The sequence below is a fragment of the uncultured Actinomyces sp. genome, assembly GCF_963542285.1.
In the GTDB taxonomy this organism is placed as follows: domain Bacteria; phylum Actinomycetota; class Actinomycetes; order Actinomycetales; family Actinomycetaceae; genus Pauljensenia.
Genome location: NZ_CAUTWQ010000016.1, coordinates 26,031 through 43,093 on the forward strand (window position 1 = coordinate 26,031; position 17,063 = coordinate 43,093).

16 protein-coding genes are annotated in these 17,063 nt (G+C 56.1%); 2 read left to right on the forward strand and 14 right to left on the reverse strand.

Features of this window, described 5'->3' with window-relative positions; all coding sequences use genetic code 11:
• Positions 1-50: 50 nt before the first annotated feature.
• From RW023_RS06925 to RW023_RS06975, 11 genes are all read right to left on the reverse strand, one after another.
• Positions 51-290 (reverse strand): RNA-binding protein, encoded by a 240-nt coding sequence (locus tag RW023_RS06925; protein ID WP_019127083.1) that lies wholly within the window; start codon positions 288-290, stop codon positions 51-53.
• A gap of 2 nt (positions 291-292) precedes the next feature.
• On the reverse strand, positions 293-778 hold the full coding sequence (rpsP, locus tag RW023_RS06930) for a 30S ribosomal protein S16 (RefSeq protein ID WP_019127084.1): 486 nt from the start codon (positions 776-778) through the stop codon (positions 293-295).
• A gap of 201 nt (positions 779-979) precedes the next feature.
• Positions 980-2,086, reverse strand: coding sequence for an amidohydrolase (locus RW023_RS06935; protein ID WP_315580498.1), 1,107 nt, complete (start codon positions 2,084-2,086; stop codon positions 980-982).
• Complete coding sequence (gene ffh / locus RW023_RS06940) at positions 2,086-3,690, reverse strand: signal recognition particle protein (protein ID WP_034251044.1); 1,605 nt, start codon at positions 3,688-3,690, stop codon at positions 2,086-2,088. Before ffh ends, RW023_RS06935 begins: the two co-directional genes overlap by 1 nt.
• 58 nt (positions 3,691-3,748) lie before the next feature.
• Positions 3,749-5,029: a signal recognition particle-docking protein FtsY gene (gene ftsY, locus RW023_RS06945; protein WP_315580499.1), complete on the reverse strand. Its 1,281-nt coding sequence runs from the start codon at positions 5,027-5,029 to the stop codon at positions 3,749-3,751.
• Positions 5,030-5,057: 28 nt separating this feature from the next.
• Positions 5,058-5,414 carry a hypothetical protein gene (locus RW023_RS06950; protein ID WP_315580500.1) on the reverse strand — a complete coding sequence of 119 codons (357 nt, stop codon included), beginning with the start codon at positions 5,412-5,414 and terminating at the stop codon, positions 5,058-5,060.
• A 56-nt stretch (positions 5,415-5,470) separates the two neighbouring features.
• Positions 5,471-9,007 carry a chromosome segregation protein SMC gene (gene smc, locus RW023_RS06955; RefSeq protein ID WP_315580501.1) on the reverse strand — a complete coding sequence of 1,179 codons (3,537 nt, stop codon included), beginning with the start codon at positions 9,005-9,007 and terminating at the stop codon, positions 5,471-5,473.
• A gap of 45 nt (positions 9,008-9,052) precedes the next feature.
• Complete coding sequence (gene dhaM, locus RW023_RS06960) at positions 9,053-9,805, reverse strand: dihydroxyacetone kinase phosphoryl donor subunit DhaM (protein ID WP_315580502.1); 753 nt, start codon at positions 9,803-9,805, stop codon at positions 9,053-9,055.
• Between the two features lie 8 nt (positions 9,806-9,813).
• A complete protein-coding gene (gene dhaL / locus RW023_RS06965) occupies positions 9,814-10,455 on the reverse strand; it encodes a dihydroxyacetone kinase subunit DhaL (RefSeq protein WP_315580503.1) in 642 nt (213 codons plus the stop codon).
• Positions 10,455-11,360 (reverse strand): dihydroxyacetone kinase subunit DhaK, encoded by a 906-nt coding sequence (locus tag RW023_RS06970; RefSeq protein ID WP_315580504.1) that lies wholly within the window; start codon positions 11,358-11,360, stop codon positions 10,455-10,457. The genes dhaL and RW023_RS06970 overlap by 1 nt, the downstream gene beginning before the upstream one ends.
• A 91-nt stretch (positions 11,361-11,451) precedes the next feature.
• Positions 11,452-13,152, reverse strand: coding sequence for a folylpolyglutamate synthase/dihydrofolate synthase family protein (locus RW023_RS06975; protein ID WP_315580505.1), 1,701 nt, complete (start codon positions 13,150-13,152; stop codon positions 11,452-11,454).
• Positions 13,153-13,440: 288 nt separating this feature from the next.
• Here RW023_RS06975 and RW023_RS06980 point away from each other — a divergent pair, with 288 nt between their 5' ends.
• Positions 13,441-14,004 carry a hypothetical protein gene (locus RW023_RS06980; RefSeq protein WP_315580506.1) on the forward strand — a complete coding sequence of 188 codons (564 nt, stop codon included), beginning with the start codon at positions 13,441-13,443 and terminating at the stop codon, positions 14,002-14,004.
• Positions 14,005-14,049: 45 nt separating this feature from the next.
• On the opposite strand, the gene RW023_RS06985 is transcribed toward RW023_RS06980, so the two are convergent.
• The 3 genes from RW023_RS06985 to RW023_RS06995 all read right to left on the reverse strand — a co-directional run bounded on the left by RW023_RS06985 (position 14,050) and on the right by RW023_RS06995 (position 16,256).
• Positions 14,050-15,537: an arylsulfatase gene (locus RW023_RS06985; protein WP_315580507.1), complete on the reverse strand. Its 1,488-nt coding sequence runs from the start codon at positions 15,535-15,537 to the stop codon at positions 14,050-14,052.
• Positions 15,538-15,545: 8 nt separating this feature from the next.
• Entirely contained in the window at positions 15,546-15,986 is a 441-nt protein-coding gene (locus RW023_RS06990) for a carbohydrate ABC transporter permease (protein ID WP_315580508.1), read from the reverse strand.
• A gap of 117 nt (positions 15,987-16,103) precedes the next feature.
• On the reverse strand, positions 16,104-16,256 hold the full coding sequence (locus tag RW023_RS06995; RefSeq protein ID WP_315580509.1) for a hypothetical protein: 153 nt from the start codon (positions 16,254-16,256) through the stop codon (positions 16,104-16,106).
• Between the two features lie 220 nt (positions 16,257-16,476).
• Here RW023_RS06995 and RW023_RS07000 point away from each other — a divergent pair, with 220 nt between their 5' ends.
• Positions 16,477-16,902: a hypothetical protein gene (locus RW023_RS07000; RefSeq protein ID WP_315580510.1), complete on the forward strand. Its 426-nt coding sequence runs from the start codon at positions 16,477-16,479 to the stop codon at positions 16,900-16,902.
• Positions 16,903-17,063: the final 161 nt, after the last annotated feature.

A 17,063-nucleotide genomic window follows, 5' to 3' on the forward strand; every position in this document is an offset into this window, starting at 1 on the left:
CCAAACGGGGACCTGTTTAAGCCAGGTCCCCGTTTGAGATCACTAAGTTGTCACTCGCGGTCGGTGTCAACGACATCAACGCGGACATTCCCCCGGGGAGAAAGCGCGTTCATTACCGTGCGCAGCGCACGGGCCGTACGACCTCCGCGGCCGATGACACGCCCCAGATCCTCAGGGTTCACGCGAACCTCAAGCATCTGCCCACGACGCATATTGCGAGAAGAAACCCGCACGTCTTCGGGGTGATCAACGATTCCGCTGACCAGGTGTTCGAGTGCATCAGCGAGCATGATCAGGCTTCCTCGCCGGCTTCTTCAGCCTTGGGCTCTTCTGCAGCTTCTTCAGCGGCAGCAGCCTGTGCGGCTTCCTCTTCAGCCTTGCGAGCAGCTTCTTCCTCAGCCTTCTTGGCGGAGGCGTCTGCCTTGCGCTTCTCAGCAGCGGCTTCGGCGTCCTTGATCGCCTGAGCAGCAGCGGCTGCCTTGTCGGCATCTGCGTACTGCACGCGGGACACTGCGTCTGCCTTGCCATTGAAGCGAGCGATGTCACCGGTCAGGACCAGCAGGTTACGAACCTGATCCGAAGGCTGTGCGCCAACGCCGAGCCAGTACTGAACGCGGTCAGACTTGATCTCGATGGTCGAGGGGTTCGGGGTCGGATCATACAGACCGACCTCTTCGATGACGCGTCCGTCACGCTTCTTGCGCGAGTCAACGACAACGACACGGTAAACGGGTGCATGGATCTTGCCCATGCGCTTCAAACGAATGCGAACTGCCACTGTTGTGGTCACTCCTGTTTCAAATCGGTGTGGAATAGACATACGTCAGGTAGGGAAACACAGACGATGATTATCCCGGGACGCGACGAACTCAGATGAGAGGGCTCTTCGCACGTCGAGTACAGCGATTAATTATGCCAGTTTTAGCTGGTCTTTCCAAGCCAATCGGCACCAGACTGAGTCAATTCACGGTGGTCTTGGTCACCGCTCATGCGAAGACGTCGAAGAAAGCGCAACGAGCTCTCCGCCTCGGCAGACCCAAAGTGGTGCAAGAAGCGTATCAATGTCGTCGGGACAAGCAGAGTATCCGACAAGATCAGCGCTTCCTCCAACGAGTCCTTCGTCAACTCCCAGATAGTGGCGCGTTTCCAGCGTTGCCCTTTGAAGAATTTCACGAGGCCTCAATCCAAGTTCACCCCAAGCACGCAGTTCCGCGAGGATACTTCCGGGCTGTTGGTAGCCGCCCGTATCACTTGCGGGTAAGACCGTAATTCCAGAGTCGAAGAGCTCTTGAGCTTGCTCATATCGGCGTTGCCACAGCGTATTCATTGTCGCTGAATATCGGGGATATTTACCTGCCGCCTGCTCAGAAAAATCCTTGAACAATTCGCGCTGAAGCATGGTGACAGATACCGCGATCCCACGTTTTTTCGCCTCTAGGATCTGATCTTTATCCATGCCACTGGCATGTTCAATATCATCAACGCCTGCTTCAATAAGGTCATCAATCACACGCGAGGAAAAGGCATGAACCGCCACACGACCCCCGGCCTCGTGAACCCCGGCGACGGCATCGATAAGAATTTCGCGGGGCCACAGGGGATCAAGATCGGCCTCCGCTCCCCCGCTGCGGTCAATCCAATCACCAACGATCTTTACCCACCCGTCACCGCGCGCACACTCTTCACGCGCAATATCTGGCAGCTCACGAACATCGTTGATCTCACGCGCAAGACCTCGGATATACCTCATCGGCCGAGCGATATGACGACCGCACCGAATGAGAGTTGGATATCGGGACTCGTCATTCACCCAGGAAGTATCAACGGGAGATCCACAATCGCGTAGAAGAGTCACCCCCGCATGAAGCATGGAATCAAGTTGCTCACGCTGCTCAGTGCGGCCAAGAGACGTCGCAGCTGCACCGACACCGACGTGGCAGTGAACATCAGCGAAAGCGGGGGCAGCCCACCCACTCAGAACGTGCGAATAGGCAGGAATCTCATCGACGGGCGAGATGACTGGAGTTAAATTCCACTGACCACTGACCCATCCTGAATCAGTAAAAAGATGCCCGTCGAAATACATCAGCCTCGGCCGAGCATACGTCGGATATCTTCGGGAAGGTCATCCAAGGTCGGGCGCGGCGCATTGGGGGCTTGCGCGGGTGTTTCGGTGACACCAAATGCGGATCCTGCAGGAGCTGAAGGGCGCTGCTCACGAGGAAGCATCGCCTCCAATTCCTGCTGACGACGCTTCGCCGGATTACCACTTCGCGCCTTCTTCGCAACACGTGCGCGCTGAGCGCGGTCCTTACGCGCCTGTGCCTTTTGCTTCGCTTTACCACCGCTACCGGGCATCGAACCAAATCCGGGCATTCCTCCCGGACCCATCTGTCCCATCTGCCCCATCATGGTCTTTGCGGCCTCGAAACGCTTGACCAGGTTATTGACCTCGGCAACCGTCACGCCTGAACCGCGGGCGATGCGCGAGCGACGAGAGCCATTGAGAATCGAAACATCGGCACGCTCAGCGGGAGTCATCGAACGAACAATCGCTTCGACGCGATTGACTTCACGCTCATCGAAGTTCTCAAGCTGATCACGCATCTGAGCCATTCCGGGGATCATGCCCAGAACCTTCTTCATTGACCCGAGCTTGCGGACCTGCTGAAGCTGGCTCAGGAAGTCATCAAGCGTGAGCTCGCCAGACATGGCCTTCTTGGCCATCTTCTCAGCTTCTTCTGCATCCAAGCGCTTTTCGGCTTGCTCGATGAGCGTCATGATGTCGCCCATATCGAGGATACGAGAGGCCATTCGGTCGGCGTGGAAACGCTCGAAGTCGTCCAAACCTTCACCCGTCGAGGCAAAGAGGATCGGAGCCCCTGTTACGCCGCGCACGGAAAGGGCGGCACCGCCTCGGGAGTCACCATCAAGCTTGGAAAGCACAACACCGGTGAAACCAACGCCATCACGGAATGCGGTCGCGGTATTGACCGCATCCTGACCGATCATAGCGTCAAGGACAAACATGACTTCGTGCGGATTGACGGCCTGGCGAATAGCAATCGCCTGATCCATCATCTCTTGGTCGACGCCCAAACGGCCCGCGGTATCGACAATCACAACATCGATGCCGTGAGTGATCGCATAATCCAAGCCGGAACGCGCCACTTGAACCGGATCACCAACACCGTTACCCGGTTCGGGTGCCCACACCTGAACGCCCGCGCGCTCACCAACAATTTGAAGCTGGCCGACAGCATTTGGGCGCTGAAGGTCAGAGGCGACAAGCAGAACGCTCTTTCCTTCTTCACGCAGCCACTTACCAAGTTTTCCGGCCAAAGTCGTCTTACCGGCACCCTGCAGACCTGCGAGCATGAAAACTGTCGGGCCTCGCTGAGCAAAATGCAGTTCTCGGGTTTCGCCACCCAGGATCTCGACAAGTTCATCATGAACAATGCGGACAACCTGCTGGCCGGGGTTTAGCGCGCGGGAACGAGCCGCTCCATAGGCCTTCTCGCGAACCTGAGTGGTGAACTGACGAACGACAGGAAGGGCGACGTCAGCATCGATCAGGGCACGACGAATCTCGCTAATAGTCTGATCGACATCAGATTCCGTCAAAACTCCGCGCGAACGGAGCCTCTTAAAAGACGCGGTCAAACGATCAGAAAGATCCGAGAAAGCCACTGTGACTACTCCTCACGAGCACAATTTCTAAATAACTAAATGTTAAGAGTAGTGGGTTTTAGCCCACGATTGCATCAACAAAGGACTGCGGATCGAAGGGGGCAAGGTCGTCCGGGCCTTCTCCAAGTCCCACAAACTTGACGGGGACACCTAATGCTCGCTGGACTGAAACAACAATTCCGCCCTTAGCTGAGCCATCCAGCTTGGACAGCACAATACCTGTTACTCCGGCGACCTCAGCGAAAACTTCGGCCTGTCGAAGACCGTTTTGACCGGTCGTCGCATCCAGAACCAGAAGGACTTCGCTGACTGGTGCGTGCTTCTCCATCACGCGCTTAACCTTACCCAGCTCGTCCATGAGCGCAGACTTCGTTTGAAGTCGGCCCGCGGTATCGACCATGACGATGTCACAGCCCCGTCGAATGCCTTCTTCAACCGATTCAAATGCAACGGATGCCGGGTCAGCACCCTCACGATCAGAACGGACAACATCAACGCCGACGCGACTTCCCCAAGTCTCAAGCTGTTCAGCGGCAGCAGCGCGGAAAGTATCCGCCGCCCCCAGCAGAACCTCGTGTCCTTCGGCGCGGAAAATACGTGCCATTTTTCCAGTGGTTGTCGTCTTACCAGTTCCGTTAACACCAACCATCAAGATAGTTGCGGGGACCTGAACGCCGTCAACATCTCGAACCGCTAAGTTCACAGAACGATCCATATCGGGATCAACAAGCTTGAGCAGTTCTTCGCGCAAAAGAGCTCGCACAACCTGCGGATCTGAAGTGTTCTCAACCTTCACTCGCGTGTGAAGGGCTTCCATCAACTCATCGGTTGCTTCCAAGCCCAAATCTGCGACCAGAAGAGAATCTTCCATCTCTTCCCAATCCGCAGCTGATAGATCGCCACGAGAAAGTAAAGAAAGAAGGGATTTACCCAAAGCTCCCGAACGTGCCAAGCGTGCACGAAGACGCCCCATTCGTGAAGGAATAGATTCGGGGACCTCAACGGTAGTGGTTTCCGGGCGCTCCTCTTCAATTCCCGAGGCCGGGGTTTCCTCCTGCAAAGACACGTGCTCCGCATGAGGGGCACCAGCCTCGGAGTGGTCAGCGGTTTGCGCTGCAGGACCATCTCGGGAACGCTGCGCGCCTTCGGCTTCACTTTCCTGAGCTTGCGGAAGCGAAGCCTCAGAGACAACGGAGGTCGACGGGGGCACTTCACTTTGTGTGCGTGACGACTTGAGCGAACGCACAACAAGCGAAACAACCGCGACAAGAACGACAATGACGCCCGCCAAAATGATGGGGGCCACGGGGTTATGAATAAAGTCCATGACAGCCTGCATAGCTCAATCTTCCCTCAGTGCGCTTCTCTTATGCATCTTTCGAGGTATCGGCCTCAGTTGGGGCGGGCTTCGCGTGTGCCCCACGCCTAGCGGCGATATCTTCAATGCGCTCAGTCATTGCTTCAACGGCTTCGAAACCTGGAAGGCCATCGGCCACCATGTACCCACGAGAACCCTTTGAGGACTCAAGGACAGCGTTCATGTTCTCTTCCCGAACACTAATTTGCGGAATCTGGGTGGGGATCTCTTGCCCCGATTGATTGCGCAGATGATCTCTCCACTGGTCAGCACTTCGCCGGTGCAATGCAAAACCTAAAATGACGGCCGAGGCGATGGCAAGCATGACGATCATCGTGACGATGTAGACCGCAATTCCTTCAATCATGCCTTAACTTTCCCATCCCAGACGCGGCCGTGCCAAGTGGACACGGTTTATTCGTTTCAATCATTGAGGCGCTGCGAAACCACACGCGTCACGCCATCTCTCATCGTCACACCATAGAGTGCATCCGCAATCTCCATCGTACGTTTTTGGTGAGTGATGACAATCAGCTGCGAAGTCGCGCGAAGTTCTTTAAATATTTCCAGCAGACGCGACAAATTGATGTCATCCAAAGCCGCTTCGACCTCATCCATCACGTAGAAGGGAGAAGGACGAGCTTTAAAGATTGCAACTAAGAATGCCAAAGCCGCCAGGGATCGCTCTCCACCCGAAAGCAAAGAGAGCCGTTTGACTTTCTTCCCAGCAGGTCGCGCCTCGATCTCGATCCCCGTATCAAGCATGGAATCGGGATCAGTCAAAACCAGACGCCCCTCTCCCCCGGGGAAAAGAACACTAAAAACATGCTCGAAGTGGCGCGCGGTGTCCACCCATGCTTCCTCAAATGCTTCTTGGACCAAGCGATCAACATCGTCAATGATCGTTAACAGATCAGACTTGGATTTCTTTAGATCCTGTACCTGGGCAACTAAAAACTCATGGCGTTTGGCAAGCGCTGCATGTTCTTCCAAGGCCAGCGGATTGACGCGTCCAAGTTTTTCAAGCTCTTTCAGTGCTTGATCAAGGGTGCGAACCTGCTCTTCACGAACATAGGGACGAGCGGGGATATCAGCGTCGTCTTCTGCCTCGACATCTGATTCTGCGGATTCTTCACTCAAAACAGGAACAAGATTGTGCGGACCGTAGTGCTCAATCAGTTCATCGCCTTCTAAAGACAGCTCCTCCATGGCACGCGTCTCTAGTTGTTCGACCCGCATGCGCAATTCGGCACGCAGAATCTCAGCTTGCTGCGAGGCTAAAGTGAGCTGCGAGATTTGCGAACGAACGTCATCAAGCTCCCGGCGTACGGCAGTAAGTTTCTCCGAATCAGCCTTTCGCGATTCTTCAATCGCATCACGGCGAGCCTTTGCGGCGGCAACCGCGCTCTGAGCGCAAGCATAGCCCTTCTGCGCTTCCTCCAAGACTCTTTGAGCGCGTGACAGTTCACGCCGACGGCGTTCTTCCCGCCGCTGGTAAGCAATGCGTTCTTCACGACTTCGTGCGGCGGCTTGGCGAAGGTTTCGTGCTCTGGACGCGGCGCCTCGGGACTCTTCTTCTGCAGCTCGTAAAGCCAAGCGCGCCTGGGTTTCTTCGTCGCGGGCTGCACGTGCGGCTGCCGCACACTCTTCGGCGTGACGGCTAGCGGCCTCAAGGTCAACATCAGGCGCCTCGAGGGCTGCGTTTTTCAGCCGTTCCTGCGCATTTTCATGAGATTCGCGCGCCTGTTCCAACTGTTCTTGCGCGCGTTTGAGGGTTTCCTCGGCGCGAGTCGTCTCAGCGCGGGCAGCTCGAAGGGCACTGTGAACGCGCGCGGCTTCCTGCGCAATCTTTGCTTGACGCGCATCTTCTTCACGAAGGGTTTTCAGAGCCTGATTCGCACCGCGAACTGCTAAGTCGAGCGCGGCGTTGGCACGTGTCAGTTCTTCTTGGACACTTCCTTCTTCCTCCATAGCTGCGCTTGCGGCAGCAGCTGCTTCCTCATATTGCGCGCGAAGCGCAAGTGGTGATGCGCTTTCTTCGCCTGCGACCAACATGGATGTCCGTGAGAGAACATCTCCCTGAGTCGTGGCAACGCGTTCGATTTCTGGGTGTGTCAAGGCTTGACGAGCTTCCTCCAGAGTCTCACAGACCCATGAACCCACGAGAAGAGCATCAACAAGCCCATCGAATGCTGTCGAAGTGACGAGATCCTTTGCCCATGCACCTGCAAGGCCATCAAGTTTCGGTGCTTTTTGAGAATCCGATGCATCGTCGACAAGAAGACGCACTTGCCCCTGGGCCTTTTGACGTGCATCGGCAGCGGTCTGCCACGCATGTTCTGGGGTATCGATGACCAGGGCGTCGGCAAAAGGAGAAAGCAACTGCGCAATTGCGTTTTCATAGCCCGCACGGATGTGAAGTGCGCTGGGTAGATCACCCTTCGCACCGGGAGCATTCATATACGAGGCGGTGCCATCACTTGGAGTAAGCGTTTGTGCGAGCGCGTCGCGGCGCGCTTCCCAGCGTGCGCGTTCTGCCCGGGCATCCCGTTCTCGCGCCAGGAGTTCATCGACCTTTTCGCGTGCTTCCTCCCGCTTCGCTTGCGCGACATTCAGGGCTTTCGCGGCAGTTGAATCGTTTTGGGGATCGCTTTCCGAATAGGCTTCGGCCTCGCGCGCAGCTTGAGCCTCACGCTCTCGTGCTGCATCCAGTTGATGCGCCGCGCGTTGTGCTTCCGATTGCGCAGCATCCAGACGTGACGCGGCCGAGGCCACCCCAGCACTCAGTCGCGCGCTAGCTTCGCGATAATCGGCAAGCAGACGATTCGCTTGCGCAAGGGCACGCTGGGCCTCGTCATCACGTTTTTCAGCCTCACCACGTTGCCTCAGCGCCTGATCGACGCGTTCTGAAGCACTTTGCACGCGCTGAAGGATCTGCGCGTCCTCATTGCTTGCTGCCTGCGCACGTTCATCCAAAGAAGCTGGGTCTTCACTTTGAGGTGCGAGCTCTGGCTGAGAATGCGTCAATACTCGTTCGCGAGCAATCGTCATGGTCGCGTTGAGACGTTCAGCGATTGCGGTAAGAGCTTGCCATTCTTCCATCGCTTGCGCGGCATGCGGATGACGCTCGGCTTCCTCTGCTTCTAACTCACGGATACGCGCTTGTGCACGCGCCTCTTCTTCTTGAAGGGAGGCCAAGCGTTCATGCTGTGTGCCCGCGTCTTCGGAACCTCGACGAAGCTTATCGCGAGCAATGACCAAATCATCAGCAAGTAATCGCGCCTTCGCATCACGTACCCGTGCTTGAATGATCGATGCACGCCGGGCAATCTTTGCTTGACGGGCAAGCGGACGTAATTGACGTTCAATCTCACTGGTTAGATCAAGAACACGAACCAGGTTTTGATCCATATCTGAGAGCTTTCGAAGCGCACGCTCTTTGCGCCTGCGGTGCTTCAGCACTCCTGCTGCTTCTTCGATGAAGCCGCGTCGCTCCTCGGGAGTCGAGGACAAAATCGTATCCAGCTGGCCTTGGCCGACAATGACATGCATCTGTCGCCCCATGCCAGTATCCGAAAGGAGCTCTTGAATATCTAAGAGCCTAGCGGGAGTTCCATTAATGGCGTATTCGCTTCCACCCCCACGAAAAAGCGTGCGTGAAATAGTGACCTCTGAATAGTCAATGGGCAGAAGGCCATCTGAATTGTCAATGGTGAGATCGACTTGAGCACGCCCCAATGCGGCCCGGCCAGATGTGCCGGCGAAGATCACATCCGCCATATTGGCGCCACGAAGAGTTTTTGCCCCCTGCTCCCCCATCACCCAAGCAAGAGCATCAACAACATTAGATTTGCCCGAGCCATTCGGACCGACGACACAGGTAATCCCCGGTTCAAGGCGAAGAGTCGTTGCGCTTGCGAAGGATTTGAATCCTCTCAGGGACAGGGTTTTCAGGTGCACGAGACCCAGCCTAAAGCTTCCTGAAGATTTTCAGCGGATTATTGATCAATGCGTGCCGCCCTCGAGCATATCGCGGGCAAGTTCCAGTGCTTTGTCGCAATCAGGTCCCTGAGCGCGAACATGAACGTGCTCACCGTGACGCACTCCCAGGGACATAATTTCCAGGACAGACGAGGCATCAACATCGTTGATCCAGACCTGAACATCCAAGGATGCGAGTGCGCGGACAAGAAGAGCGGCAGGGCGTGCATGTAAGCCTGCAGGATCAGTGACAACCATATCCGCTTCGCGAAAATTCTTCGATGCATCAAGGGATGAAAGAACATTCGAATTCGCGTCAAGGCTCACGCTAGTGATCTGCCCAAGTTCAGTACGCGCTCTGCCCGCCATATCGATCACGCTCTGATAGGCAGCTGCAGCAACTTGGCGAAGTCCCGATCCGCCGCGTGCAGCAACAGCTGCGGCAATTGTGCCCTCGACAAGAGGCGCATTGATACACATGCAGTCTTTTGGATCGCCTCGGAGTTCAAGGACTGTCTGGGCCACCATAGTTGCTGAACCAAGGTCACACATCAAAAGAACGCCCCTGCAGCATTCTTCATCACCCGGTTTATGGACCTGCGCTAAAGCGCGATCGAGCGCGTTTTCTACTTTGTGCATGGATGTGCCTAAAGCACCAGTGTCATCTCCAGCCGCGATCTCAAAGTGAACATCGGGTGCCATCTGAGTCGCAAGGTCAACGACTCCCTTTGCCAGTTCGTGACTGTGAGAAATGATCACAAAAGAAACACGCGCCATTGGGTGTCCTATTCTTCAGTGGCAGCGCGCGCTGCCTGCATGATGATGATTGCTGATGAGACGGCACCCGGGTCTAGATGCCCAATGGACCGTTCGCCTAGGTAGGATGCACGCCCCTTCAGAGCCTTCATTCCTTCGGTGAGGGTAGCACCGCGCTGCGCAGCTTGGGCAGCGCACGAGAGAACCTCATCAACAGAGGCTCCTTTCTCACACGCATCGCGAGCGGCATGGGCAGCAGGAAGCCACGCGTCAAGCATGGTCTTATCCCCGGCCTCAGCATTCCCTCGGTGGGCAATGCCTTCCGCAATGGCCTCGTACAGGAGGGCAATTGTTTCACTCGCGCCAAGGTCAGGGTGCTCTGCAATGGCGCGGCCAGCGCGCAGGAAACCTGTTCCATACAGTGGGCCCGAGGCCCCGCCAACGTGAGCAAGCAAGGTCTTTGCGACCAGAGTGAGCCCTTCACACAGGGAAGCAGGAGCCTGCTGTCCTAGGAGGTGACGAACCTCAGAGAAGCCACGCGTGATATTGATGCCGTGGTCACCGTCACCAATCTGTCGGTCAAGTTCGGTCAGTCGTTCTTCGTCTCGAAGTAATGCCGTGGCGCAAAGGTCCATCCATTGCTCGAGCCATTGTGTGTTGATGGTGGTCATTATTCACTCCATGAGGGGGCAAGTGTCGGAGTATCGTAAAGGCTAAGGATATCGGGATTTGCGCGCATAAGTGTGATTGACAGCCCGTCCATGTCTGTACTAGTGACGAATCGTCCAACTTTGGTGCGCGCAATATTGATACCTGCGTTTTCTGCGCGTTTAGCGACGCTCAGAAGAGCACTTTCCATGTCATTCGGGTCTGCCTGTCCAAGATCGTTGACCAGAACGATCAAAGGATCATGTCCAGGGACAAGCTGGGAAAAAACCTCATCGACGCAGTATTCAATCACTTCAGGTCGATGAGAGAAGGCTCGACGCTGCACTCCCCTCTCGCCATGGATCCCCACTCCCAGTTCAGCCTGCCCAGCGGGGATATCAAAAACGGGAATTCCCTGCTCATCTGAGGGAGCGCGGAAGGCAACGCCGTAGCTGACAATAGATTCGCCGATTTGGTTGGCGAGCGAGACGAGTTCTTCGCTAGTTTGTCCCAGCCAGGCTGCAGCACCCAGAATTTTCTCATAGAGTACGGTCCCCGCAATTCCGCGAGCGCCTTGAGAAACCTTTCGAGTCGCACAATCGTCGCTGACGCGAATGAGCGTGCATTCGAGCCCTGAAGCTTCCGCTAGCTCCGCGGCCAACTCAAAATTCAGTACATCGCCGGTGTAGTTCTTCACCAATGCGACAATCGTGTCGACTCCCAGCTCACTTGCTGCCTCTTCCATCAACTGGGCGATGTCAGGTGCTGAGGGTGATGTAAAACGAGGCCCCGTCACGCAGCCATGAAGCATCCCGGGAGCAACAAATCCGGAGTCAAGGGGCTCATGTCCGCCACCGCCACCGGAAATGAAGGCGAGGGCAGGGCGCACATCTGAGCGAACGGTGATCACAACTTGCGATTCAGTCAACCGTATCTACCCCCTGATCAGGCCCTTTCCCTTCATAGTACCCGTGTACATCCTGAAAATACTAGGGCTCTCAGCTACTCAACGAGGGTGTTCAGGGGCGAATATCCATTAATCGCAAAACCTCACCGGCCAACAAAACCGAGCCAAAGACGACAACACCCGTCGCAGGTGCACTTTCATCTCCAGATTCACCAAGGTTGACCGCGGTCGCGATTGCTTCGAGGATATCTTCTTGAACATCCACGCGGTCGGAGCCAAAAACTTCGCGTGCAATCTGTGCAATTTCTTCTGCAGGCTTTGCGCGAGTCCCTGGCATCTGTGTAATAACGATGAAATCCAGATAGGGTTCAACTTCACCGAGAACTCCCTCGATATCCTTATCCCCCATTGCCGAGTACACGCCAACAACTCGCTCGAAGTCAAAGGCCTCGGAAATCGACTCACCCAGAGTGTGCGCACCCGCGGGGTTGTGCGCAGCGTCAACGATAATCGTTGGCGAATGGCGCACGACCTGAAGGCGTCCCGGCGATGTGGCGCTGAGCATCCCAGCCTCGACAACCTTAGCGTCTAGAGCGCGACCTCCCATAAAGGCCTCAACTGCAGCAATAGCAGCTGCCGCATTGCTTGCCTGGTAATCACCGAAGAGAGGGACAAATACATCCTCGTAGACCGCAGCGGGCGTACGTACGGTAATCATCTGCCCGCCGACTCCCAGCTGGCGATCGAGGACTTCATAGTCCCTGCCTTCAAGGCGAACAATCGCATCGACCTGGGCGGCACGCTCTTCAATGACGCGAAGAGCTTCTTCTTGCTGCTTCGCAACAATCACGATCTGTCCGGGCTTGATAATCCCTGCTTTTTCTTCCGCAATTTCACGAATTGTCGAACCCAGCCATTTTTCATGATCGATAGCGATGGGCATAATGACACCAACCCCGGCATCGATCACATTCGTTGCATCCCAGCGACCACCCATACCAACTTCGACGACGGCAGCATCGACGGGGTGATCAGCAAATGCTGCGAAGGCCATGACAGTAAAGACCTCGAAGAAAGACAGTTTCGTCCCATCAGTTTCGCCGTGAGCACGATCGACCATCTCGATGTAGGGTGCAATATCCTCCCAGGTGCGAACGAATTCATCGGGAGAAATTGAGTCACCTTCGATCGTGATGCGCTCACGAACATCAACCAGATGCGGCGAGGTAAAGCGACCAGTACGCACACCAAAGGCGCCCAGTAGTGCATCGATCATGCGGGTCGTTGAAGTCTTCCCATTCGTTCCGGTGATGTGCACGCTGGGGTAGCTATTTTGAGGGTCACCCAAGATGTCCAGGGTTTCGCTCACGCGGTCGAGAGTCGGCTGAACCTGATGCTCAGGAACGCGAGCGATGATCTGTTGGTAGATTTCTTCAACTCTCTCGAGGACTGCTGCCGTGTGCGCGGCGTCATCAAGGGCCTCGCGGTGCGCATCTTCTGCGCGGCGTTCAGCGAGCTCTTCCTCCCAGTCCTCACCCCACTGCGAGTAGTCACCTTCGAGCTCAGCAACAATGGAAGGGTCTGGCCCCAAGAGCATGGAGTTCAGAGCCAAAGCTTCCAAGGCAAGATCACGTTCGCTCACTTCTTCTTGCTGATCGTCACTGACTAAGTCTTCCTCATCAGCGCGATCGGCTTCTTCAAGGTAGGGAATGAGATCAGCGGGAATCGTGCCGTGAAGCTGGGTGTCGTCTTCCGCACGTGCTCCCCGTGTTTCCTCGTTTGGATCGTGCGTGAAGAATGATTCGCCCGCCATGAGTCCTCCTTGGTTAGCCCTCTCACGTGGTCGGTGAGTGGCCGCGATGGGCTGTGTTTGCCGCCTAGTGAGCCGAACCTATTCTATCGACGAGGCCGCACAGACGCTGCGCGGTCGGGCCGCGGTTTGCCCCTGGCGTTCACATTTCATTCGCGCTTCCCACACAACAATTCGTCAAGCTAATGAAGGCACTTCTGGGCACAGGCGAAGGAAGAACTTTTTACAGATAATGTTTTAATAGATAACCTTCAAGGTTGGTAATGAACAAAACAGATCGATAAGGACGACATGTCTCAATTCACTCCAAATTCGGCTTCTCCCGCCCCTCAAGGCTTCCCCGTCCCCCAAGGACAGTACCAAGCGCCCCAGGCCCCACAGACGCCTCGGAAAAAGGGCGGCGCCGGAGTGTGGATTGCTATTGCTATCGTCTTAGCAATCATCTGTGGCTTCTTCTTAATGAGAGCGCTCGTTCGCAGTGGTTCATCGAACTCCGCGTCTGACCCTTCGTCATCGGCATCAAGTTCTCCGACCCCTACTTCGTCTTACCTCGACGAGGGAATCACTACCGAGATCACTACGGAAAGCAGAAAAGCGTGTTATAAAGCGGTAGACGAGTCCGGAAAGATGGATGCCATCAGCATCATCAAGACGCTCTCCGTGAGGAACCAAGGCCAAACTGAGAGTGGAGACTTGAAATATACGTATACCGCCTCCCTCACGGGTACCGCGAAGGGCGCAACGGTTGAGAGCACCTATGAGGTCACCTGTAACGTTGTTAATCCCCACGACACATATAAATACTTTGTCGACGGAGATCCGATTATGACTCCCGACCCCGCCTCATCCCACTGACCTTTCACGAGAAGGTTCACGATCGAGACGAACCTTGCTACAGACCTAACGTGCTTCTTCGCGAAGCGGATAGGAATGCGTCAGGACCTTCACGGCCTCGCGTCCGGGAACTAAGCGTCCCTCAGACACATATCCTTCTTCGCGCCCATCAAGCTCTGCGATCAGGTAGTTTCTTCCGCGAGTGAGTGCCTCGCTCGCTTCAGCGCTTCGCGCATCAGCGGAAAGTTTGCACAGATCAACCAATTCCTTGGGATCTTCATCGAGGTTGAAAAGCTGTTCGACTCCCCAAGTGGAGAACCAAACGTACTTGTAGGATCCGAAACGAATCCACTGAATCGATTGATCGAATAAGTAATGCTCACCGTGAAGGTACTCTCTCCACGGAACTTCATCATCGGCCTCGGCAATCAAGGGAAGGACAGAGCGCCCCTCAACTTCCTCAGGAATCTCCACGCCGGCAACGTCCAGCAAGGTTGGCATCACGTCACGAATCTCGACCACACTGTCCACGTGTGCGCCGGGAGTAATCCCAGCGCCGTAGAGGATGAAGGGAACGTGCGAGGAGGCCTCATAAGGGTAACCTTTTCGCCACAAACCGTGATCGCCCATCATATCCCCGTGGTCGGAGACAAAAGCGATCGCCGTATTTTCAGCCAGTCCGAACTCCCCTAGTGTCTGGATGAAGCGAGAAATCTGAGAATCGATGTGCGTCATGTGCCCGTAGTAGCCGGCGCGCGCGAGACGCACGTCCCGCTCACGATAGTGAGCAGCGAGGGCAGTCGGATCCCAATCCCGACGCTCTTCACTCATCAATTCATCCGACCAATTATCCTCGCCCGGAAGAGTGAGTTCGTCCTGGTCGTAGCTATCGAAAGCCCACTGCGGCGGGTCAAGCGGAGCGTGCGGACGATGGAAGGACAGGTAGAGAAAGAATGGACAGGTGGGGTCGCGCCGGTAGAGCCACTGCGTTGCCTCGGTGACGACCCAATTCGTGGGGTGCAGTTTTTCCGCCTTATCCCAGGGACGCGCGACCATCGAATTACATTCGAGGCCATTATCGATGTAATCCTCTGCAGCACCCGCACCTTCTTGCTCACGCAACCACGTCAGGTAATCGTCGTACATGCGAGAATCGCGCTCACGGTGACGCGAATAGTGAAGATAGCCGTCATGCAGGATCACATCATCAAAGCCGATGCGACCGCGCTCGGGCCAATAGTGCATCTTGCCGATCGCCTGAGTCTGGTAGCCGGCATCGCGAAGCGTTCCGGGGAGCGTAACCGGCATATCGAAAGTAATCCCGTCCTGATAGCCGATCCGACGGTGTGTCGTTGGGGCGGTCCCGGTCATGAGTCCCATCCGAGAAGGAACACAGGTGGGGCAAGCCGCGTAGGCCTGCGTCATCTGCGCTCCTCCCCCAGCTAGCTGATCAAGATAGGGGGTGCGCACGTCGGGGTGTCCCAGAATCGACAGGCAGTCTCCCCTCCATTGATCAACGGCAATGAGGACGATATTCGGATGGTTCTCACTCACGGTTACTCCTACTTGATACCCGTCATCGCGATGCCCTGAACGATGTGCTTCTGCGTGAGGACGAAGAGCAAGCACACAGGGATAAACAGCATGAGAGATCCCATTGCCGTCAGGTTCCAAGCGGTGAAAGATTCACTCTTAAAGATTGATAGTCCAATAGTAATTGTTCGCATCTCCAGCGAGCTGGTCGCAATCAAAGGCCACAAGAATTCATTCATCTGGAAAACGAAGGTGAACAATCCCAGGACTGTCAGTGCGGGTTTGCACTGTGGGAGAACAATCGAACGGTAGATCCGCAGCTCATTTGCTCCGTCCACGCGAGCCGCCTCGATCAAAGAGTCGGGCACGCCCGCAAGCTCGAGGCCATCAAGGCCTACAGAGACCGCGCCGGAACCGATCTCAAGAGCGCAAAAGAAGCTATCGACGCGGTTCAATAACATACTTGTCATGAGACGCGCTATCGCTTAGTGCTGAGCACCAGTCAGGATCACAGCGCACAGGGGGGCGGGCCACACATCTGTGTGGCCCGCCCCCCTACAGTCTTCACTGCGTAAAAGCGCTCAGACTCAGTGCTTGGCGACGCTCACAGCGAGCTTCTCCACCGCCTCGGTGTCCTCGACCTCGTCGGCCGCTTCCAGGTACGGGATCAGGTCGGCCGGGATGCCGCCGCGCTGATCCTCATTGGTGGTGTCTTCCCCGAAGAACGATTCGCCTGTCATGTCTCCTCCGCTGCTCGCAGTGTCTTCGCTATTTTACCGGGCCAGGCTCATCGGGCGGCTTGTTCCGCCGGTCACGGCGCGTTTTCCTGTGCACCTATACCGCGTTCATCAACGAGGCCGGAGCGAGCCACGGTCATCGCCTGTCCTCATGCTCGGTAAGCCAACCGCTCTGATAGGATACCGACCACACAGATACCCTCAATGACGTGAAGGATTTCCCATGCTGCTGGCTGGTCTCACCGAAGAACCGGGCTGGATCCGATCCAGCTTTAACCTCACATACCGCGTCTCTTGGGAGACCCTGCTCAAGGGCGTACGCGGCGTCTTCCCCTACATGCGCGGTGTCTCCCCGAACGACGGCAATCCCGAGGTTCTGGTCGACGACTCAATCATCCAGATTTCCTCCCCCGACGAGATCCTCGCCATCCCCGAAGCGGGTTCCATCACCATTCGTGGCTTCGTGCCCGTCATCAAGGCACCCGCCATGCTGGTGTTCCACAACCAGGTGCCCTACGTCAACGTCGCGGTGGGCCGCGTCGGCGAGGAATACCAAAACACTGACTACGAAAAGTTCAACAAGTCGATGTGCCAGTTCATGGACTCCATCGAGATCATGATGCATCTGCCGCCCAAGGAAGACAGCTGACGCCACTGATCCGCGTCATCCCGGAGAACGGTTGTTTCCTCCTGCACTCGCGGAAGGCGGGCGGGCCGGGCTTTCGCCCGACCCGCCCGCCCGCTTAAGCGACAGCACTCAGTGCTTGGCGACGCTCACAGCGAGCTTCTCCCCCGCCTCGACCGACACGG

What these genes read in the sequence shown, in the direction of transcription:
- RW023_RS06925 (WP_019127083.1), bottom strand. Translation starts at nt 290, where the DNA reads ATGCTCGCTGATGCACTCGAACACCTGGTCAGCGGAATCGTTGATCAC.
- RW023_RS07000 (WP_315580510.1), top strand. Translation starts at nt 16,477, where the DNA reads ATGCTGCTGGCTGGTCTCACCGAAGAACCGGGCTGGATCCGATCCAGC.
- ftsY (WP_315580499.1), bottom strand. Translation starts at nt 5,029, where the DNA reads ATGCAGGCTGTCATGGACTTTATTCATAACCCCGTGGCCCCCATCATT.
- RW023_RS06990 (WP_315580508.1), bottom strand. Translation starts at nt 15,986, where the DNA reads ATGACAAGTATGTTATTGAACCGCGTCGATAGCTTCTTTTGCGCTCTT.
- RW023_RS06995 (WP_315580509.1), bottom strand. Translation starts at nt 16,256, where the DNA reads ATGACAGGCGAATCGTTCTTCGGGGAAGACACCACCAATGAGGATCAG.
- RW023_RS06975 (WP_315580505.1), bottom strand. Translation starts at nt 13,152, where the DNA reads ATGGCGGGCGAATCATTCTTCACGCACGATCCAAACGAGGAAACACGG.
- dhaM (WP_315580502.1), bottom strand. Translation starts at nt 9,805, where the DNA reads ATGGCGCGTGTTTCTTTTGTGATCATTTCTCACAGTCACGAACTGGCA.
- dhaL (WP_315580503.1), bottom strand. Translation starts at nt 10,455, where the DNA reads ATGACCACCATCAACACACAATGGCTCGAGCAATGGATGGACCTTTGC.
- RW023_RS06935 (WP_315580498.1), bottom strand. Translation starts at nt 2,086, where the DNA reads ATGTATTTCGACGGGCATCTTTTTACTGATTCAGGATGGGTCAGTGGT.
- RW023_RS06980 (WP_315580506.1), top strand. Translation starts at nt 13,441, where the DNA reads ATGTCTCAATTCACTCCAAATTCGGCTTCTCCCGCCCCTCAAGGCTTC.
- RW023_RS06950 (WP_315580500.1), bottom strand. Translation starts at nt 5,414, where the DNA reads ATGATTGAAGGAATTGCGGTCTACATCGTCACGATGATCGTCATGCTT.